At 61.3% G+C, this 17553-nt stretch carries 18 protein-coding genes; 3 read left to right on the top strand and 15 right to left on the bottom strand.

Features of this window, described 5'->3' with window-relative positions; translation table 11 throughout:
- Positions 1–53: 53 nt before the first annotated feature.
- The 3 genes from ACVW0Y_RS05190 to ACVW0Y_RS05180 are packed head-to-tail and all read right to left on the bottom strand — an operon-like array spanning position 54 to position 2008.
- Positions 54–1271, bottom strand: coding sequence for a winged helix-turn-helix domain-containing protein (locus tag ACVW0Y_RS05190; RefSeq protein WP_457436522.1), 1218 nt, complete (start codon positions 1269–1271; stop codon positions 54–56).
- Complete coding sequence (locus tag ACVW0Y_RS05185) at positions 1243–1740, bottom strand: DUF3291 domain-containing protein (protein WP_457436520.1); 498 nt, start codon at positions 1738–1740, stop codon at positions 1243–1245. Before ACVW0Y_RS05185 ends, ACVW0Y_RS05190 begins: the two co-directional genes overlap by 29 nt.
- A gap of 31 nt (positions 1741–1771) precedes the next feature.
- The gene (locus tag ACVW0Y_RS05180) at positions 1772–2008 is read right to left on the bottom strand and encodes a DUF1127 domain-containing protein (RefSeq protein WP_457436519.1); all 237 of its coding nucleotides are present in this window, start codon (positions 2006–2008) and stop codon (positions 1772–1774) included.
- Positions 2009–2177: 169 nt separating this feature from the next.
- Here ACVW0Y_RS05180 and ACVW0Y_RS05175 point away from each other — a divergent pair, with 169 nt between their 5' ends.
- The 3 genes from ACVW0Y_RS05175 (at position 2178) to ACVW0Y_RS05165 (ending at position 4188) form a co-directional block, all read left to right on the top strand.
- The gene (locus ACVW0Y_RS05175; protein WP_457436518.1) at positions 2178–3032 is read left to right on the top strand and encodes a LysR family transcriptional regulator; all 855 of its coding nucleotides are present in this window, start codon (positions 2178–2180) and stop codon (positions 3030–3032) included.
- 135 nt (positions 3033–3167) lie between these two features.
- Complete coding sequence (locus tag ACVW0Y_RS05170) at positions 3168–3608, top strand: MarR family winged helix-turn-helix transcriptional regulator (RefSeq protein WP_457436517.1); 441 nt, start codon at positions 3168–3170, stop codon at positions 3606–3608.
- A gap of 151 nt (positions 3609–3759) precedes the next feature.
- Entirely contained in the window at positions 3760–4188 is a 429-nt protein-coding gene (locus ACVW0Y_RS05165) for an organic hydroperoxide resistance protein (protein ID WP_457436516.1), read from the top strand.
- Positions 4189–4260: 72 nt separating this feature from the next.
- On the opposite strand, the gene efp is transcribed toward ACVW0Y_RS05165, so the two are convergent.
- The 12 genes from efp to ACVW0Y_RS05105 form a co-directional block, all read right to left on the bottom strand.
- Positions 4261–4833, bottom strand: a complete 573-nt coding sequence (gene efp, locus ACVW0Y_RS05160; protein WP_108094583.1) for an elongation factor P — start codon at positions 4831–4833, stop codon at positions 4261–4263.
- Positions 4834–4879: 46 nt separating this feature from the next.
- Complete coding sequence (gene earP / locus ACVW0Y_RS05155) at positions 4880–6007, bottom strand: elongation factor P maturation arginine rhamnosyltransferase EarP (RefSeq protein ID WP_457436515.1); 1128 nt, start codon at positions 6005–6007, stop codon at positions 4880–4882.
- A 146-nt stretch (positions 6008–6153) separates the two neighbouring features.
- Entirely contained in the window at positions 6154–6363 is a 210-nt protein-coding gene (locus ACVW0Y_RS05150; RefSeq protein WP_457436513.1) for a hypothetical protein, read from the bottom strand.
- Positions 6364–6512: 149 nt separating this feature from the next.
- The gene (locus ACVW0Y_RS05145; RefSeq protein WP_457436511.1) at positions 6513–7310 is read right to left on the bottom strand and encodes an acyl-CoA thioesterase; all 798 of its coding nucleotides are present in this window, start codon (positions 7308–7310) and stop codon (positions 6513–6515) included.
- A gap of 117 nt (positions 7311–7427) precedes the next feature.
- Entirely contained in the window at positions 7428–8192 is a 765-nt protein-coding gene (locus tag ACVW0Y_RS05140; RefSeq protein ID WP_457436509.1) for a CHAD domain-containing protein, read from the bottom strand.
- An 18-nt stretch (positions 8193–8210) separates the two neighbouring features.
- Positions 8211–10202 carry a transglutaminase TgpA family protein gene (locus ACVW0Y_RS05135; RefSeq protein WP_457436508.1) on the bottom strand — a complete coding sequence of 664 codons (1992 nt, stop codon included), beginning with the start codon at positions 10200–10202 and terminating at the stop codon, positions 8211–8213.
- Positions 10199–11164 (bottom strand): DUF58 domain-containing protein, encoded by a 966-nt coding sequence (locus tag ACVW0Y_RS05130; RefSeq protein ID WP_457436774.1) that lies wholly within the window; start codon positions 11162–11164, stop codon positions 10199–10201. The genes ACVW0Y_RS05135 and ACVW0Y_RS05130 overlap by 4 nt, the downstream gene beginning before the upstream one ends.
- A 10-nt stretch (positions 11165–11174) precedes the next feature.
- Positions 11175–12092 carry an AAA family ATPase gene (locus tag ACVW0Y_RS05125; RefSeq protein ID WP_457436507.1) on the bottom strand — a complete coding sequence of 306 codons (918 nt, stop codon included), beginning with the start codon at positions 12090–12092 and terminating at the stop codon, positions 11175–11177.
- A gap of 126 nt (positions 12093–12218) precedes the next feature.
- A complete protein-coding gene (locus tag ACVW0Y_RS05120) occupies positions 12219–13787 on the bottom strand; it encodes an SET domain-containing protein (protein ID WP_457436505.1) in 1569 nt (522 codons plus the stop codon).
- Between the two features lie 76 nt (positions 13788–13863).
- Positions 13864–14361, bottom strand: a complete 498-nt coding sequence (locus ACVW0Y_RS05115) for a two-partner secretion domain-containing protein (RefSeq protein ID WP_457436504.1) — start codon at positions 14359–14361, stop codon at positions 13864–13866.
- A 136-nt stretch (positions 14362–14497) separates the two neighbouring features.
- Positions 14498–15787, bottom strand: a complete 1290-nt coding sequence (locus tag ACVW0Y_RS05110; RefSeq protein ID WP_457436503.1) for an NAD(P)/FAD-dependent oxidoreductase — start codon at positions 15785–15787, stop codon at positions 14498–14500.
- Positions 15788–15860: 73 nt separating this feature from the next.
- Positions 15861–17240, bottom strand: coding sequence for a glutamine synthetase family protein (locus ACVW0Y_RS05105; RefSeq protein ID WP_457436501.1), 1380 nt, complete (start codon positions 17238–17240; stop codon positions 15861–15863).
- Positions 17241–17553: the final 313 nt, after the last annotated feature.

Genomic DNA, 17553 nt, shown 5'->3' with positions numbered 1-17553 from the left:
CTCCTACGGAGCCTGCATTCCTGTTGGAGCGGCTTCACCGCGATGCTTTTGTTTTATCCCAACAACGCGTGTCGCAACCTCTCACTCTCCACCTTCGGGCAATTCACCCACACCTCTTGCAACCCCAACCACCGCGCCATCTCCAGCAGATTACGCGCCAGGGCGTGCATACCTTCTTCATCCAGGCCCTGCGCTTCCTCATGCAGCCCATGAACCAACAGGCGTCCGCTGCTGCGCTCGGCGCGCAAATCCACACGCCCGGCCAACCGCTCGTTGTGCAGAAACGGCAGCACGTAATAGCCGTACACCCGCTTGTGCTGCGGGGTGTAGATCTCCAGGCGGTAGCGGAAATCGAACAGGCGCTCGGTACGCGCGCGTTCCCAGATCAGCGAGTCGAAGGGTGACAGCAAGGCCGAGGTGTTCACTGCCCGCGGAAGGCTTGGCTCGGGCAGGCAGTAGGCCGGTTTGTCCCAGCTCTGAACCGTCACCGCCTGCAGCAGGCCGGCGTCCAGTAGCTCGGCCAGGCGTATCTGGTTGTCTTTGGGCTCGAGACGAAAGTAGTCGCGCAGATCCTTTTCCGTCGCCACCCCAAGTGCCCTGGCCGAATGCAGCAGCAATTGGCGCTGCGCCTGGTCTTCGGCGACTTCCGGATGTTGCAGCCAGGCGCTCGGCAGTACCCGCTCCGGCAGGTCGTACAGGCGCTCGAAGCCGCGCCGCCCGGCCACCGTCACTTCGCCGGCGGCAAACAACCATTCCAGGGCCATTTTTTCTGCGCTCCAGTCCCACCAGGGGCCGGCGCGCTCGACGCGAGTAGTGAGGGCACCGGCACCAGTGGCACCTTGCTCGCGCACGGTGGCCAACACCCGCTGTACCACGGCCTGCTGCTCACGACCAAAACTCGCCAATTGGCTGTAGATGCCCTGGCCCTGAGCGGCACGCTGCATACGCCAACGCATCAACGGATAGAGGGCATGGGGCAATAGCGAAGCTTCATGGCCCCAGTATTCAAACAGCGTGCGGCGTTTGCCGGAGCCCCAGGCGGCTTGCTCCAGCAAACTGGGGGCGTAGGCACCAAGGCGGGAAAACAGCGGCAGGTAATGGGAGCGCACCACGGCGTTGACCGAGTCGATCTGCACCACCCCCAGGCGCTCGATCAACTGGTTGAGGCGCGCGGGCTTGACCGCGGTGGCACGGCTGCGCCCGGCAAAACCCTGCGCGCTCAGGACCAGGCGGCGGGCCTGGTTAAGGGATAGCGATAGCGGTTTGGTCATCGGCTGCACCTTGTTCGGCTTGCGGTGCAGGATACGGCCTGGCGAAGGTGAATACCGCTGCCGAGGGGCCATTTTTTTCCAGCTGCTGCAGACGCCGCTGCGCCTCTTCAGGCGTCGGCAACTGGCCGGCCGGCAGCCACCAAAGGGCCAGCGAGGGCGTGTCGAGCTTTTCCATCCAGCTTTTCTTGGCTTTCAGCACGGTCAGGTGATCGCCACTGTAGACGTAGTCTTTCAACGCCTCGTAGGAGACCCAAAGCGATAGATTGACGATGATGCGCGGATCATCGAACAACTGGATCGAGGTGGCATCGCCCTCTTCCGTCTGCAACCGCCAGACAAACCCGGGGCTGCGTTCGGCCAGTTGATTGATGGGGTCCAGCTGTTCGACAAAGCCCCGCATCAACGGGTCATCGAGCGGGGCTTTGGTGCGGGCGATATTCACTTGCGCCAGGTGGTACGTAGAGCTCATGCAATCTTCCTTGGTGGCGTTGAGGGTCAGCTTAGCGGCGCAGCGGATCGTCCCAGAACGGGCGCTCCACTTCATGCTCCAGATCGGCGCGGGACAAGCCGAGATCCTTCAGCGTAGCGTCCGGCATGCTGGCCAGCAGACGGCGCTGGGCCGCCAGTTCATTCCAGCGTTTCACCTGCTTGCAGATCCGCGTCAACAGGCCTTCAGCAGCACCCGGACGAGCCCGTGGCAGGGTGGCGGCGATGGCGTAACCTTTTTGTGCTTTCATGATTCAGCTCTCCATGTGCAGTGCCCCCGTAAGGTGTGCGACGAACTGCAACGCTTAGGGGATGGCGCAAGTTTCTGCCCGCCGCTAAGATCAATCCAACGAATGTTTCTTATGCGATCCATTCTCTGGCTTGATGAATTGAGCGCATCACTGAATTGAGAGCTACGCCATGAGCAGCTACGTCGGCATCGACAGCGAACTGTTACGCACCTTTGTGGCCATCGCCGATCTTGGCGGTTTCACCCGCGCGGCCGAAGCAGTGAACCGCACGCAGTCGGCGGTGAGCATGCAGATGAAGCGCCTGGAAGAAGACGTGGTGCAGCGCGCGTTGTTCGAGCGCGATGGCCGCCAGGTGCGGCTGACGGCCGAGGGCCAGGTGCTGCTGGGCTATGCGCGGCGGATCCTGAAGCTGCATGGCGAGGTGATCAACACCCTGCGTGAGCCCCATATGGTGGGCTCGGTGCGCATCGGCACGCCGGACGACTATGTGATGCGTTTTCTCCCCGGCATCCTCTCGCGCTTCGCCCAGGCCTACCCGATGGTGCAGGTGGAAGTGCATTGCGAAACCTCGGCGCAGTTGCTGCAGCGCCAGGATCTCGACCTGTCCATCGTCACCCGTATGCCGGGTGATGAAATTGGCCAGTTGCTGCGCCAGGAACGCTTTGTCTGGGCCGAAGCATTGGGCTTCAACCCCCACGAGCAGTCCACTATTCCCTTGGCGATGTTCAACAACGACTGCTTCTGCCGCAACTGGGCCTGCAACGCCCTGGAAACCCAGGGCCGCGATTACCGGGTGGCGTACACCAGCCCGAGCCTGTCAGCGCTGATGGCGGTGGTCAGCGCCGGGCTGGCGGTAACAGCGCAGCTGCAAAGCCTGATCACCCCGGATCTGCGCATCCTCGGCAAAGCCGAAGGGCTGCCCGAGCTGCCGCTGTGCAGCATCGTGCTGCTGCGCAATAGCCGTACCCAGTCGGCGGTGAGCGATTGCCTGGCCGAGCATATTGTTGAAGGGTTCCGTCTGTAGCAGATCAAGGGCAATCGCGGCTGAAGCCGCTCCTACGGGCTTCAGCCGCGATTCCTGGAAACATCCATAGCGCATTAAACTCAAGCGCGCTAACGTTACCCGTTCTTCCCTCACCCACCCAGCCCGGAGGCACCGATGGCCACTCCCGATCAGCTCAAACTGGAAAACCAGCTGTGCTTCGCGCTGTATTCCACCTCGCTGCTGATGACCAAGGTGTACAAGCCGCTGTTGCAGGCGCTGAACCTTACCTACCCGCAGTACCTGGCCATGCTGGTGTTGTGGGAAGGTGACGGGATTACCGTCGGCGAACTGAGCCAGCATCTGCTCACCGACCCCGGTTCCGTCACCCCGCTGCTTAAGCGCCTGGAGGCCGAGGGTCTGCTGACGCGCACCCGCAGCAGCCAGGATGAACGGGTGGTGCAACTGCACCTGACCGACAAAGGTCGCGCCCTGCAGGAGCAGGCGCTGAGCGTCCCGGCGTGCATCCTCAAAGCCTCCGGGCAGCAACCGGCGCAATTGCTGGAGCTGAAAAGCGATCTGATTGCCCTGCGCGACAGCCTGCAAACGGCGGTTTAGAGGCTTATTCCAAATTTATCGATTTTCTAGAGCGAATCGATCCAATTATTTATCTTGCGCGCAAACTAAATAGACACTAACTTTAATTCCACGCGCTGCTTAGCGCACAAAACTTTTGTAAACAAACTGACTAGCTACGTGGAGAATCATCATGCAAACCATCAAAGCCCTGTACACCGCTACTGCAACCGCCACCGGTGGCCGCGACGGCCGCGCCGTTTCTTCCGATGGCGTTCTTGACGTGAAACTCACCACCCCGCGTGAACTGGGCGGCCAAGGCGGTGAAGCCACCAACCCGGAACAACTGTTCGCTGCCGGCTACTCAGCCTGCTTTATCGGCGCGCTGAAATTCGTCGCCGGTCAGCAGAAGAAACAACTGCCGGCAGACAGCTCGATCACCGGCAAAGTCGGCATCGGCCAGATCCCCGGCGGCTTCGGTCTGGAAGTGGAACTGAACATCAGCCTGCCGGGCTTTGATCGCATCGAAGCGCAAGCGCTGGTGGATGCAGCTCACCAGGTGTGCCCTTACTCCAACGCTACCCGCGGCAATATCCAGGTAACCCTGAACATCGCCGTGTAACTGGCAGCAAATGCCAGGCACAAAAAAGCCCGACCTAGGTCGGGCTTTTTCATGTCGCCGGTAAAGCCAGATTTAAACTGGAGCTTTAGCGCGCGATTTGTACTCGCCGGTACGGGTGTCGATTTCGATCCAGTCGTCGATTTCGCAGAAGTCAGCAACTTTGACTTCAGTGCCGTTGCTCAGCTTGGCTGGCTTCATCACTTTGCCCGAGGTATCGCCACGCGCCGAACCTTCGGTGTAGGTGATCTGGCGAACGATGGTGGTCGGCAGATCTACCGAAACCACTTTGCCTTCGAAGAACACGGCTTCGCAGACGTCGGTCATGCCATCAACGATGAACGGCAGAACGCTTTCCAGGTCTTCGGAGTTCAGCTCGTACTGGTTGAACTCTTCGTCCATGAACACATAGTTCGGTTCGCTGAAGTAGGAGTAAGTCACGGCAACGCGGTCCAGAATTACTGGTTCCATCTTGTCGTCGGCTTTGTATACGGTTTCGGTGGAAGAACCGCTCAGCAGGTTCTTCAACTTCATTTTTACGATGGCGCTGTTACGACCGGATTTAGTGAATTCGGCCTTTTGGATAAGCCAAGGTTGGCCGTCGATCAGGGCCACACTGTTAGGCTTCATTTCTTGTGCGGTTTTCATACGAGTATCCGAATTTGGATGGAGGTACAGAATTCTAGGCCGCGTATCATAGCCAATTTCGGTAAAACTGTACCAGCGCCGTCGCAAGATCGGCCTGTGAGGCCCATTGCAGAGCCTTTTGCTCAGCATGCTCGGCCAGCTCGGAAAGCACCCTTTGCAGGTTTTCCCAACCCGCTGGCAAACCCTCACCGCGATTCCACGCCAGCCAGAATTCACTCAGGGCCGCCTGCGCCGCCGGCGACAAACCCTGCTGATACAGCGAGAGAAAGGCCTGCAGCTTATCCAGATGCACGTCTTCTTCCTGCTTGTAGATATGCCACACCAAGGGCCGTGCCGCCCACAACGCACGGACAAAGGAATCCTCGCCGCGCACGGCATTGAAGTCACAGCACCAGAGCAGACGATCGTATTGTTGCTGCGAGACGAAAGGCAGAATCTGCACCCGCAGATTGCCCCGTTGCTGCACATCGCCCGCCGCCAGCGCGGCCACGCCCAGCCAGCGCTGCACGTCGCCGAGCACTCGCCCTTCCGGTATCAGCAGATGACTGGGAGTGACAGCATTGGCCAAGCTATCGAGCCATTGCCCCAGGCCCGGGTTTTCATAGGCGAACAGCGAGATCAGCTGGCTTGCGGCCTGCGCCTCTACCCCCAGGGTGGCGAGAAAGGCTAGGCGTGCAGCGCCATCCTGTTGCAGCGCATTGCGCTCGGCCAGCAGTTCGCGTTCGCGCAACAGGCCCCCGGTGTTGGCGCTGAAGCCGGGGAAAAAGAAGAATTTCTGCAGCCCGTTGGATTGCATCGATGGCAAGCCGTGGCAGCCTTCCACCCACTCTTCGGCGCTCAGGTACTCCAGATTCAGCCACAGCGACGGTCGGGAACGCTCGGCCATGGCGCTGATATAGGCCGTTGGCAAGGTGCAGGCAAAGGCTTCGATCACTACATCGGCGGCGGGCAGCGGCTGCCAGGTCGACGGCCATTGGCACACCTCGACGCCCTGCTGCCATTGCAGCGCCAGGCCGGCATCGGCCTGCGGGCAGATGCGCGCGAAGGCCGTCAGGTCGTCCACCCACAGACGCACTGCACAGCCCTGCTCCGCCACCAGCTGCCGGGCCAGACGCCAGGTCACGCCGATGTCGCCGAAGTTGTCCACCACGCTACAGAAAATGTCCCACTTCACGCTGAGGCTTCCCGAATAGAAGCCGGCAGTTTAACGCCCGCGCAAAGAAAAGCCCGCCATAAGGCGGGCTAAATGCGCGGAGCAACGCGGAAAAAAACAGGCAACCGGGGAGTTGCCAAGTACGCCGGGGGAGCAGCGTGAAATCGTCAGGCAGCGAGCGCCACAACGGGCTTGCTGCGTAGCAGGGATTCGAAGGTCCAGAGGGTTTTGCTCAGTGCCGCCGCCTCGAACGAGGTGAACGGCCCGGAGCGTTGCACGCCATCGACCATCACGTACCAGCACGCCAGAAAGCCATCGGCGCGTAAGGTCGCCGGGACTGCGCTGCCAACCATGGACATGATATTGATGTGGGCCATAACCGCCTCCAGAACTCTGTATGGGGGCTACCTTACTGACCGCCCGGGCTGGGCGGAAATCAGTCGGCTTGATAGTGGCTATGTGGAAATCAGATTGGGCGGGCAATCGCGTAGGAGCAGCCGGCCACTCCTACGCCAGTCGGGAGGTGTTAACCGAAAACGGTAACAGTCTGGCGACTCAAGGCCACGAGTTCACCGGAGGGGGTCCACAGTTGCGCGGCGATATGGCCATAGCCATCGCGGGCGTATTCGATCGTCGCCAGGTACTGGCACCACTGATCGGTGGTCAGTTTCGGTACTGGTTGCACGAATTCGATGGTCCAGGTCAGCGAACTGCCAGGCGCAGGACTCTTCAGGAACGGCAACACGGCCGGCGGCCAGGCATCCACCAGGGCCAGCAGGTGGGATTCATTCACCGCACTCACCTGGTCCTCACCACGCAGACGTACATAGCCGCCCATTTCCCGCGAAGGCGTATTGCTGAACGGCATACCGCCGACTGCCCAGCGCATGGCCAGGTAGCGGGTGAATTCCGGGGTCACGCCTTTGAGATAAGGCAGCTCCGGGCAGTCGTCCACGGCTTTCATGCTCGGTGCCGGTTCGGCGGCGACGCTGATGGCCGATTCCCGCCCGGCACCAAAGCTGCCCTGAATGATGGTGACCACCTGGCCGTTTTGCACCGCACGGCCGAGTACCTGACTGACCGCTTTGCCTTCACGCAGCACTTCGGCTTCCAGGCTCACCGGGGTGTCCACCGCCAACGGCCCGACGAAGGTGATGGCCAGCGAACGCACGGGGCGGTCTGCCGGCACCGCAGCACGCATGGCTTCGTACACCAGCATTGCTGCCAAACCACCGAAACCGGCACGGCCCTGCCCCCATTCGGCGGGAACCACCACAGCCTGTGGATTAGCGCGAACGGCGTTGATCAACTCGGAAAAGGTCATAGAAATCTCGGACAAAAAAGAATGCGTCGCTGATGGTAGGGGAAGTAAGCAGCAGGACGAAAGGCGCGGAAAGTGCCGGTTTAGCCAATTGGCCGGGGAATTACGACCTTTGCACCCTCAGGCGTAAAAACCTGCCAGACGTTCCAGGGCCAGGTCCGAATGCTGCTCGGCCTCGCTCAGCTCCTGCTGCCACTGCGCCACCAGCGGTGCCAGTTGGCTTTCCTGCTCGGCCCGCGCCAGCCATTGCAGACGGTCATGCCAGGTACCCAGGGCGTTTTGCGCCTGGCGCAAGGCTTTGATGTGCTTGGCGGGCAGTGCCACCAGGTCGGGATAGGTGTCGGCGCAGTAGCGCACCCGCTTGATCAGGATGCGCAGACGATGACGGTCATGGGCCGGATCAGCCATGGCGTCGCTCAGACGCTTGCTTTCCTGGCCCAGCTTGCGACTGATATAGGCTTTCAGGTGTTCCGGCGCGGCGTCGTGCAGCGACTGGCGAAAGAACCCCGGCCACAGGTCCAGCGCGCGCTTCAAGCGCAGGGCTTCGGCGCTGCCGAGCAGTTGCTGGTATTGCGCCGGCAGGTTGCGCTGATAAGCAGCGCTTACCGCTTGCATACCGGCATGCCGACGCAGTTCGGCCAACAGCACTTCGCTATCGCGCACCGGGCTGCTGATTTTTCCCAAGGCAGCGGCGGCATCTACCAGGGGGTCGTGTTCCACCACCTTGCGAAACGGCCGCAACAGGCTGCGCAGTTTGCGCACGGCGATGCGCACATCGTGCAGCGCTTCGCTGTCGGTGCCCGCAGCCATACGTTCGCGGCCGGCCAGCAGGCTGATTTCCAGCTGCAGCACACGGCCCACCAGGGCATCGACAAATTCAGACATTAACCACCACCTCAGCTATCAATCGCGTTGCATCCAGCGCAGCGGCAAGGCCCGGCGCAAAGCGCGCACATGGCGCTGCAGGGTTTGCGGCGAAACCGGCGTGCCACCATAACGCTGCGCCTCGAAGGCGTCAGCAAAGGCGCGAATGTGCCCCAGCTGCGCCGGTAACGCCAGCTCCGCGCGCCGGGCAAAGGCGCGAGCGCCCTCCCCGGGCTGACGCCGCACGCCATGCTTGGCCAGCAGGCGCTCGAAGCGTTGATACAGGCGCTGCTGCACATCACGCTCACGACGCCAGGGTTTGAACAGCCACAGGCCGATCAGCATCAGCACCGCCCCGCCACCGCCCACCAGGCTCAGGACCAGATCGCGGGAGTCCAGGCGACCAAACCATTGCTGCAATAACTCCAGCTGCGTGCCTTGCTGGTAATCCAGCACCCAGCGCTGCCAGCCGTAGTTGAGTTCTTCCCAGCTCAGGCGCAGCTGGTTTACCCAGTTGATATGGCGATAGCGCAGTAACGACAGCGGCGAGTTTTCCAGAAAGCTCTGCTCGCCTGCCATGGCCTCCTCCAGGCCGCGCTGGATGCGATCAGGCGCCACCTGAAAAGTCGGATCGACCGTGGTCCAGCCGACGCCTTCGCGCCAGTACTCGACCCAGGCATGGGCATCGAACTGGCGCACCTGAATAAACTGACCCGCGCGGTTCAATTCACCGCCCTGGTAACCGGCCACCACCCGCGCCGGAATGCCCGCCGCACGCAACACATAGGCCATGGCCCCGGCATAGTGCTCACAAAAGCCGGCGCGCGTGTCGAAGAGGAAATCATCCACGCTGTCTTCCCCCACTGCTGGCGGGCGCAAGGTGTAGCTATAGGGCTCGCGGTTGAAGTGCTGCAGCAGCGCCTGCACCAGGGCCTGCGGCTCGGGGTATTGGTCTTTGAGCTGCTGAGCCCAGGCGCGGCTTTGCGGGTTGCCGTCCTTGGGCAGTTGCATGGCCCGGCGCAGTGCTGGCTTGCTCGCCTGCGGCTCGCGCAGGGCCTCGGGCCAGGAGGTCACGCGGTAGACCAGGGTCTGGTCCACCGGCATGCGCCGCTCCAGACGGAAGTCGCCCATCAGCCGCGCATCCTCCAGCTCGCTGCTGGCCAGATCGAGAGCGAACAGCCAGGGTTTGTGGCTGGCCTCCATGATGATCCGGTATTTCAGCGGCTCGCCCTTGGGCGTCCAGTTCGGCTCCCGGGCAAAGCGGGTATCCAGCGACTGCGACCAGCGCCGCCCTTCGAATTGGTCGAGGGTCAGCGCCCGCCAGTACTGCTGGCTGCGCGGCGGCAGCGGGCCGTCGAAACTGGCGCGAAAAGCCAAGGCATCGGAACGGCTCAGTTCGGCGATATCGTTGGGCGCCATGCTGTCGGACAGCCCGGTCACCGCCTGGTTTTCCGGCATCGGCAGCGACCACAGCGGGCCGAAGCGCGGAAAGAACAGAAACAGCAGCACCATCAGCGGCAATGCTTGCGCCAGCATGCCACCCGCCAACTTCAGGGTCGGCCACGGGCTTTGCTGCTGCGGGCTTTGCTGCAGGCCGATCAGCGCCGCCAGCAGGCCCATCACCGGCAACAGGGTAAAGATCACCGTGGTCATGCGGTCGTCGAACAGGTACACCGTGACCACCGCAAAAAAGCCCAGCAGGATCAGCACCAGGGCATCGCGGCGACTGCGCATTTCCACCAGTTTCAAAATAAACGCAGCGATCAGCAGCACCACCCCGGCGTCCAGGCCAATCAGGCTGCCACGGGATAAAAACACCCCGCCGACGATGCCCACTGTCAGCCCGGACTTCAGCCAGGTGGCCGGATACTGCGCGCGCATGCGGTAGATCTGCACGCGCCAGCCGGCACACACCAGCCACAAGGCGATGATCCATGGCGGCAGATGCTCCAGGTGCGGAATGATCACCAGCGCCTGCGCCACCAGCAGCCACAACAGGCTGACCCGCGGAATCGGTTGCACCGCACTCATGACCTGCCCTCCTGCTCGAACAGCGCCAGGGCGCGTAGGCAGGCTTGGCGATGGGTTTCGCCGCCGTCCGGCCCGTACACCGCATTCGGCAGGCGCAAGGCGAAAGGTTGCTGGCGCTCGGACAAGGTCAGCACCCAATGACAGAGCAGCGACAAACGCATCTCCGTATCGCCGTCCAGAGCGGCGAAATCCAGCCACTGGTCACGCCCAGCCAGGGCGGCAAAGTCTTTCACCAACAGGCCATGACCGCGGGAATAGGCCTTCCAGTGCAGACGGCGTTTCGAGTCGCCGGGTTGATAGGTTTTCAACCCTTGATAATCGTCAGCGCCCAGACCCAGCACCCGTGCGCCCTGGTCTTCGTCATCGTCATCGCGGGTGCCGGCGGCCAGGGGCAATTCACCCGGTAACGGGCGCGGATACACCAGCAGTGCCTGATCCAGATCAACCAGGCTCCAGGCCACCAGAATGCCCAAGGGGAAACGGCTCTCCACCCGCATGCGCCCGGGCCGCAACCAGCCCCGGCGCTTGGCAGGCACCCGCAGCTCGCACTCGCACAAACCATTGACCGGCACGTCGTAACGCTCCAGCTCAAGCGGCGGCCACCCCAGGGCAATCGAATGATGGGCGCGCCCATTGCTGCTCAGGCGGATACGCAAGGTCGCCTGTTCACCGACGAACACCGGGCTGCCGCCAGCCGCCTGCAGGGTCAGCCCGGCCAGATTGCGGTAGGTGTGCAAGATGGCGACGATAAACACCGAGGCCAGCAGAAAGGTCAGGCCATAGGCCGGACTGTTCTGATAATTGACCCCGGCCATCAGCATCAGCGCCAGGGCCAGCCCATAGGCGGCGCCGATCCGCGTGGGGATGATAAAAATCCGCCGCTGGGTCAGCAGCACACTGGTGGCCGGCGGAATTCGCCGTTGCAGCCAACGCTGCCAGCGCTGCTTGAACAGCGCCATCAGTTTTCCGCCCTCAAAGCGCCGGCACTTCGCGCAGCAACCATTGCACCAGAGCGCCGCCACCATGACCGGCAGGATCGGCGCGTTCCCGCAGACGGTGGCCAACCACCGAAGGCAACACCGCTTGCACGTCCTCGGGAATCACATAATCGCGCTGGGCCAGAAACGCCCAGGCGCGGGCGGCCGCCAATAGTGCCAGGCTCGCCCGTGGCGACAGGCCCCAGGCAAATTGCGGCTGGGTGCGGGTGGCTTCGACCAGACGCAGCACGTAATCCACCAGGGCATCGCTGGCGCGCACCTTGGGCACTTCGGCTTGCAGTTCGGCCAGCTGTTTATGGCTAAGCACCGCATCCAGACGCGGCAGCATTTCCCGCCGTGCCTCGCCCAGCAGCAGGGCTTTCTCCGCCGCCTTGGCCGGGTAACCGAGGGACAGACGCATCAGAAAACGGTCGAGTTGGGATTCCGGCAAGGCAAAGGTGCCGCCCTGGCTCACCGGGTTCTGCGTGGCAATCACAAAAAACGGCTCCGGCAAGGGTCGGGTGGCACCCTCGATGGTCACCTGGCCCTCCTCCATCGCCTCGAGCAAAGCACTCTGGCTTTTCGGCGTGGCGCGATTGATTTCATCGGCCAACACCAGTTCGGCAAAGATCGGCCCCGGGTGAAACACAAACAGGCCGCTGTCCTTATCGAACACCGACGTGCCGAGGATGTCGCCGGGCAACAGGTCGGAGGTGAATTGAATACGTTGGAAATTCAAGCCCAGCACATTGGCCAGGGCATGACTGAGGGTGGTCTTGCCCATGCCGGGCAAGTCTTCGATCAACAGATGGCCACGCGCCAACAGGCAGGTCAGGGCCAGGCGGACCTGAGGCTCCTTGCCCAGCAGGATCTGATTGACCGCATCCAGGCAGGCGTCGAGTTTGGTATGCATGCAGTACCCCTTAGTCCACGAACCCCGGATGCTACCGGGGTGAGCCGCGTCGGCAAAGGTTCTGCAGCGCTTCAGCTGTAAGGAAACGTGGCGGGCAACGCAAAAGCCGGGAAAAACCGGCGGGCCTTACTCCCTGCCCGACTCCGTGGCACTGTCATCGGAAGACTCCGAGTCTTGCACCCAGATGGGGTAACGTGACCAGCCGCTGTAGTCGTAGTCGCGCCCATAGTCGTAGAGCAAGGGCGCGCCGGCCTTGATGGGGCTTTCGCTCATGAAGTAGTTCAATTTGCCGCCCAAACGCATGATGGTCAGGTTGTTCTGCTCAGGCGTGTCACCTTTGTTGATCAGGCTGGAGATATTGCCCACACCGTCACCAAAGGCACTGATCAACTCGTCTTTTCTGGTGGTGCCAAAAGAGTATTCGGTAAACCTCAATCCCCCAACCTTATCCCATTCGTCAGCCACGGCTTCTCCCTTAAGCAGTTTTCCGGCGTAAGGTGCCAATACCGTAAAGACCGGAATATCCCGCGCGGCCTTTACGCCCCAACCCATTCCCGGAACCTCTTCTGTCTCCATCCAGTTTTCCATGTACTGGGCCCGCTCCTCACCCGAGATTTTTGCCAACCAACGGGCTTTTTCAGCGATTTCATCCTTGATCCGTCGTTTCTCCTGCGATTTTCCGGCTCCGACCTTCGCCGCCTCCAGGTCGATGGCCTGCTTGGTGACTGCACCAAAGATCGCTTTTTTCTGATCGAGCAGGTCGGCCAGGTTGTTGGTCTGGCGGTTTTTTTGCGGCGGCTGCAGCGCGCTCAAAAGGATGTCTTCACCGTTCGGGCCTTGCAGAATCGGCACGCGGTTGTCGATGCGGTGGCGAACAATCGGTGGCTCCACCTTGACTGGCGCGTCAGCCGCTATCGGCTCAGGGGAAGGCTCGCGGACTGGTTCAGGTGGGGACACGGGCTCGGGTTTTATCCAGGGCCTGAACAGACCTGCCTGCCCACCGGGGAGCTCAATTACATCCGGGCTGGGCGCACGGAATGAAACCGCTGGCGGACTTTCTGCCTGGGCCAGGTGCTCATCGTTGTCGGTATCCAGACGCAGCACGGGCGGCGCGTTGGTATCGATAAAAGCATCCGCTTCCACAGGCTTGGCAAGGGTATCGGCGGGTGGTTTGGGGGTGGCACCTGGCTGGACCACCAGCCTGCCGCCTAATATTGCTCGCAAAAGAATGTGTCGGGTCGACCCCGCTTCTATTGGTTCGGCCATGGGCCGCTCGGTTAAAACGCCATAGGGCGACACATAACGATCGAGTTCTTCTTCGGAATAACCGTGGTCTTCCGCAAATATTTTCCTGCCCTTTACGGTTCTTCGCTCAGGCGGTAACTCTGCATACTGCTGGGCAACCTGCTTGAGCGATAAGTACTCCAGTACTGTGTGCGGTAAGTACTCCAGTACTGTGTGCGGTAAAAGACTTTCGATATTGAGCGATTTATCCCTCGCTGCAGTCGCATTTCCAGCGGCAGGCACATCGCTAGCTGGATTGTTCGCAGCAGTCGCATTGTTTACTACCGGCGCATCGCTGTCGGACGGCAGTGTCTTTATGTCCTCAACCTCATAAGGAACCAATAGATTTTCAAATAACTCAGGCCGCCTCGCCGCAAGTTGTTCCGCAACTTTTTCGTGAGCCTCCGGCATGCCTATCTTCCACTTCCCATCTGTACTGATCCACCTGCCTAAATTGGATGAGGTAATATCGTTGCGGCTGGCGAAATCAAATTGACTTGGCAATCAGCAAATCAGCCTTGCCACCAAACACCTCCAGAGTGCCCGCCAGGGAGCTGGGTTTATTGCCTGTCACCTCGGTAAGAATCGCCGAGGCCGTCTGCTTGAGGTTGGGGTTAAGCAGCATCGCCCCGCCCAACTGGCTAACGCCATTGACCTGGCTGTTGTTAAACACCACGCCGGGTTGCTGCACATCGAATTCGTTGAAACGGTTATGGGACAGGCCGTTGGCATTGGGGTTGGCGATGTTGATCACCGGCACGCCGTTGGCGGCGCTGATGACAGTTGTGGGGCTACTGGCATCCACCACCAGGCCAGCGACAGCCCAACCTGGCGCTGCGGCCAGCAGCAGGGATAACACGGAGGGAAAAACGGTAAGGATGGAACGCGACTGACCCGACTTGCGCTGCGCCCGAGCACTCTCAGCGACAGGAATCAGAAATCCCAGGGCCTTGCTAAAGATCAGGCGAAAACAATGTGCATTCATGACCGATTCCATTCGTTTGGATATCGGTCAACCGTAAAAACTCAGGCTCAGCTTGCCTATAGGACGGCTCGCACGGTTGGCGGGAATAGCACCCTAGAACCTGGCTATCTGTCTGCCAGGCTCAAGGGCGGCCGGATCAGCGCAGGCGTTCGAGCATCTGGTAGTACCACATGCCCACGGCCAGCATCTGGTTGCCGACCCAGTCGCCGAACGGCAGACGGATATGGCTTACCCCCGCAAAGGTGTCGAATTTTTCCATTGAACCGGTCACGGCGTTGGCCATGATCTCGCCGACGATATGGGTGGTCGCCACGCCATGACCGGAGTAGCCCTGGGCGTACCAGACGTTTTTCGACAGCTTGCCCAACTGTGGAATGCGGTTGATGACGATGCCCATCATGCCGCTCCACTGGAACTCGATTTCCACCCCTTTCAGCCGTGGGAAGGTGTGCTCGATGGCCGGGCGCAATTCCCCGGCGATATCGCGGGAGTCGCGGCCGGAGTAGTTGGCACCGCCGCCGAACAGCAGGCGCTTGTCGGCGGTCAGGCGGTAGTAGTCGAGGACAAAGCGGCAGTCGTATACCGCCAGGTCCTGCGGATTGAGCTTGGCGGCCACCTCCTCGCCCAGCGGCTTGGTGACCACGATGCCGCCCGAGGCCGGGAAGATCATGCCGGCCATCTTGGGTTTTTCCAGCTTGTGGTAGGCGTTGCCGGCGAGGATCACCGAGTTGGCCACTACCCGCCCGTGTTCGGTAACGACCACCGGCAGGTCGCCGTGGATGATGTCGACGACCGGCGACTCTTCAAACACCAGGGCACCGAGACTTTCGGCCGCCCGTACTTCGCCCAGGCACAGATTCAGTGAGTGCAGGTGCATATTGCGTTTGTTGTGCAGGGCACCGTGATAGATGTCGGTTTCCAGCAGGCCGGGCATCTGCGCAGCGCTGACCAGGCGCACGTCATCGCCCATACCACGGCGTACCGCTTCGTCGTAGTTGGCCTGCAAACCTGCCATATGGCTGGGCTTGTAGGCGGCGTGCAGGTGACCGTGTTTGAGGTCGCACTGGATGTTGTATTTCTCCACGCGCTTTTTGATGATTTCGTGGCCGCGCCAGCGCAGGTTCCAGATGAAATCATCGACGTCCTCGCCAAGCCTGGCGCGCATCTGTTTGCGCATCGCTTCATCGCCGGACAGGCTGCCGGTGACCTGACCGCCGTTACGCCCGGTGGCACCCCAGCCGATCTTTTTGGCTTCGATAATTGCCACTTTCAGGCCGCGCTCGGCCAGCTCCAGGGCGGTGGAAACCCCGGTGAAACCGCCGCCGATAATGGCCACGTCCACCCGTACTTCGCCTTCCAGGCGTGGGTAGCTGGTTTCTTGATTCAGGGTGGCGGTGTAGTAGGAATTGCTGCGTTGCGAAGTCATAGAAATATCCCCATCAATGCCGCAGCGCCGCGCTCCAAAACCGCGAGGCTGACCGCTGCGACGAAAAAGTCGCTTAGGCCTGTTGCAGGTACCAGCGCCAGTCTTGCTCACCGACCTCGCCCATAAACTGGCGGTATTCGGCGTTTTTTACGGCGAGAAATACCCGCAGAAAGTCCTCACCCAGGGCGTCACGGGCCCAGGCGGATTTCTCCAGGGCGCGCAAGGTGGTCAGCCAATCGGTGGGCAGCACCTCGGTGGCTTGGGCATAGCCGTTGCCTTCAATCGGCGCGCCCGGATCGAGCTGCTCGCGAATGCCGCGGTGGATGCCGGCGAGAATGGCCGCAGCTGCCAGGTACGGGTTGGCATCGGCACCGCAGATACGGTGTTCGATATGCCGGCTATTGGCCGGACCACCCGGTACACGCAGGCTGACGGTGCGGTTATCGACGCCCCAGGTCGGTGCCAGTGGCGCGTAGCTGTTGGCTTGGAAACGGCGATAGGAGTTGGCGTTCGGGCAGAAAAACAATAGCGAATCCAGCAAGGTGGAAAGCATGCCGCCCACCGCCTGTTTGAGCAGCGGCGTACCTTCCGGGGCCTCGCTGGCGAACAGGTTATTGCCGGCTTTATCCGCCAGGCTGACGTGCATATGCATGCCGGTGCCGGCGATATGGTCGAAGGGCTTGGCCATAAAGCAGGCGGTCATCCCATGCTTGTGCGCCACGCCTTTGACCAGGCGTTTGTAGCGCACCGCTTCGTCCATGGCTTGCAGAGCGTCGGTGCGGTGCTCAAGGGTAATTTCCACCTGGCCGGGGGCGTATTCGGAAATCGCTGTGCGTGCCGGAATACCCTGGGCCTTGCAGGCGGCGTAAAGGTCGGCGAGAAACGGCTCGATCTGCTCCAGCTCACGCAGGCCGTAGACCTGGGTGCTGTAGGGGCGGCCGCCGTCGGCATCCAGCGCCGGTTGCGGGCGGCCATGGGCATCGCGTTTCTGGTCCAGCAGGTAGAACTCCAGCTCAGCGGCCATCACCGGGTAGTAGCCGTCGGCTTGCAGTTCGTTGACGACTTTTTCCAGCAGGCGACGCGGGTCGGCAATCGCCGCCGGCATGCCCTGCTCGCCATGCATGCTGACCTGCACGGCCGCAGTAGGCATCAGGCGCCAGGGCAGACGGGTGAGGCTGCCGGCAATTGGGTAAGCGCGGCAGTCGATATCGCCCACATCCCACACCAGGCCGGAGTTTTCCACGTCATCGCCATTGATGGTCAGACCCAGGATGGTGCTGGGCAGCGGGCGGCCGGTTTCGTACACGGCGAGCAACTCGTCACGGTGCAGCAACTTGCCCCGCGGCACGCCGTTGTTGTCGATGATAAACAGCTCGAACGCCTCGATATCGGGGTTCTGTTGCAGAAAATCGCGGGCTTCTTGCGCACTGGCAAATGGCGTGGAAAAACTCATGGGGCTCTCTCTTTTTGACGCCCGTAGGCAAAGCCACGGGCAAACAGCCGCGCACCAACGAACAGCCATCAAGGCGTCGGGCGAAGTAAGCGGCTATGCAGGAAACGTGCAGAGGCACGTGGACAGGCGCTGGGCCTGATCAGAGAGAAGCGGCGTCTGGCGGACGGGCATGGCGGCAGTGCCACAAGGCCCAGAAAGCCAATTCGATGGGAAGCGAGGTGCTCAATAGAAAGGCTCTGTAAACAGATGCTTGGCAGAGTCACACAAGGATGATGCTGGCTTAAATTCAAATCTGACTATGTTTAGTTACGTC

It is taken from the genome of Pseudomonas sp. TE3786, from assembly GCF_054057335.1.
Note: the sequence above shows the minus strand (reverse complement) of the source record. Positions and strands in the feature narration are given on the sequence as shown.

Coding starts and splice junctions, on each gene's coding strand:
- ACVW0Y_RS05190 (WP_457436522.1), bottom strand. CDS start 1,271: ATGACCAAACCGCTATCGCTATCCCTTAACCAGGCCCGCCGCCTGGTC.
- ACVW0Y_RS05185 (WP_457436520.1), bottom strand. CDS start 1,740: ATGAGCTCTACGTACCACCTGGCGCAAGTGAATATCGCCCGCACCAAA.
- ACVW0Y_RS05180 (WP_457436519.1), bottom strand. CDS start 2,008: ATGAAAGCACAAAAAGGTTACGCCATCGCCGCCACCCTGCCACGGGCT.
- ACVW0Y_RS05175 (WP_457436518.1), top strand. CDS start 2,178: ATGAGCAGCTACGTCGGCATCGACAGCGAACTGTTACGCACCTTTGTG.
- ACVW0Y_RS05170 (WP_457436517.1), top strand. CDS start 3,168: ATGGCCACTCCCGATCAGCTCAAACTGGAAAACCAGCTGTGCTTCGCG.
- ACVW0Y_RS05165 (WP_457436516.1), top strand. CDS start 3,760: ATGCAAACCATCAAAGCCCTGTACACCGCTACTGCAACCGCCACCGGT.
- efp (WP_108094583.1), bottom strand. CDS start 4,833: ATGAAAACCGCACAAGAAATGAAGCCTAACAGTGTGGCCCTGATCGAC.
- ACVW0Y_RS05150 (WP_457436513.1), bottom strand. CDS start 6,363: ATGGCCCACATCAATATCATGTCCATGGTTGGCAGCGCAGTCCCGGCG.
- ACVW0Y_RS05145 (WP_457436511.1), bottom strand. CDS start 7,310: ATGACCTTTTCCGAGTTGATCAACGCCGTTCGCGCTAATCCACAGGCT.
- ACVW0Y_RS05140 (WP_457436509.1), bottom strand. CDS start 8,192: ATGTCTGAATTTGTCGATGCCCTGGTGGGCCGTGTGCTGCAGCTGGAA.
- ACVW0Y_RS05135 (WP_457436508.1), bottom strand. CDS start 10,202: ATGAGTGCGGTGCAACCGATTCCGCGGGTCAGCCTGTTGTGGCTGCTG.
- ACVW0Y_RS05125 (WP_457436507.1), bottom strand. CDS start 12,092: ATGCATACCAAACTCGACGCCTGCCTGGATGCGGTCAATCAGATCCTG.
- ACVW0Y_RS05120 (WP_457436505.1), bottom strand. CDS start 13,787: ATGCCGGAGGCTCACGAAAAAGTTGCGGAACAACTTGCGGCGAGGCGG.
- ACVW0Y_RS05115 (WP_457436504.1), bottom strand. CDS start 14,361: ATGAATGCACATTGTTTTCGCCTGATCTTTAGCAAGGCCCTGGGATTT.
- ACVW0Y_RS05110 (WP_457436503.1), bottom strand. CDS start 15,787: ATGACTTCGCAACGCAGCAATTCCTACTACACCGCCACCCTGAATCAA.
- ACVW0Y_RS05105 (WP_457436501.1), bottom strand. CDS start 17,240: ATGAGTTTTTCCACGCCATTTGCCAGTGCGCAAGAAGCCCGCGATTTT.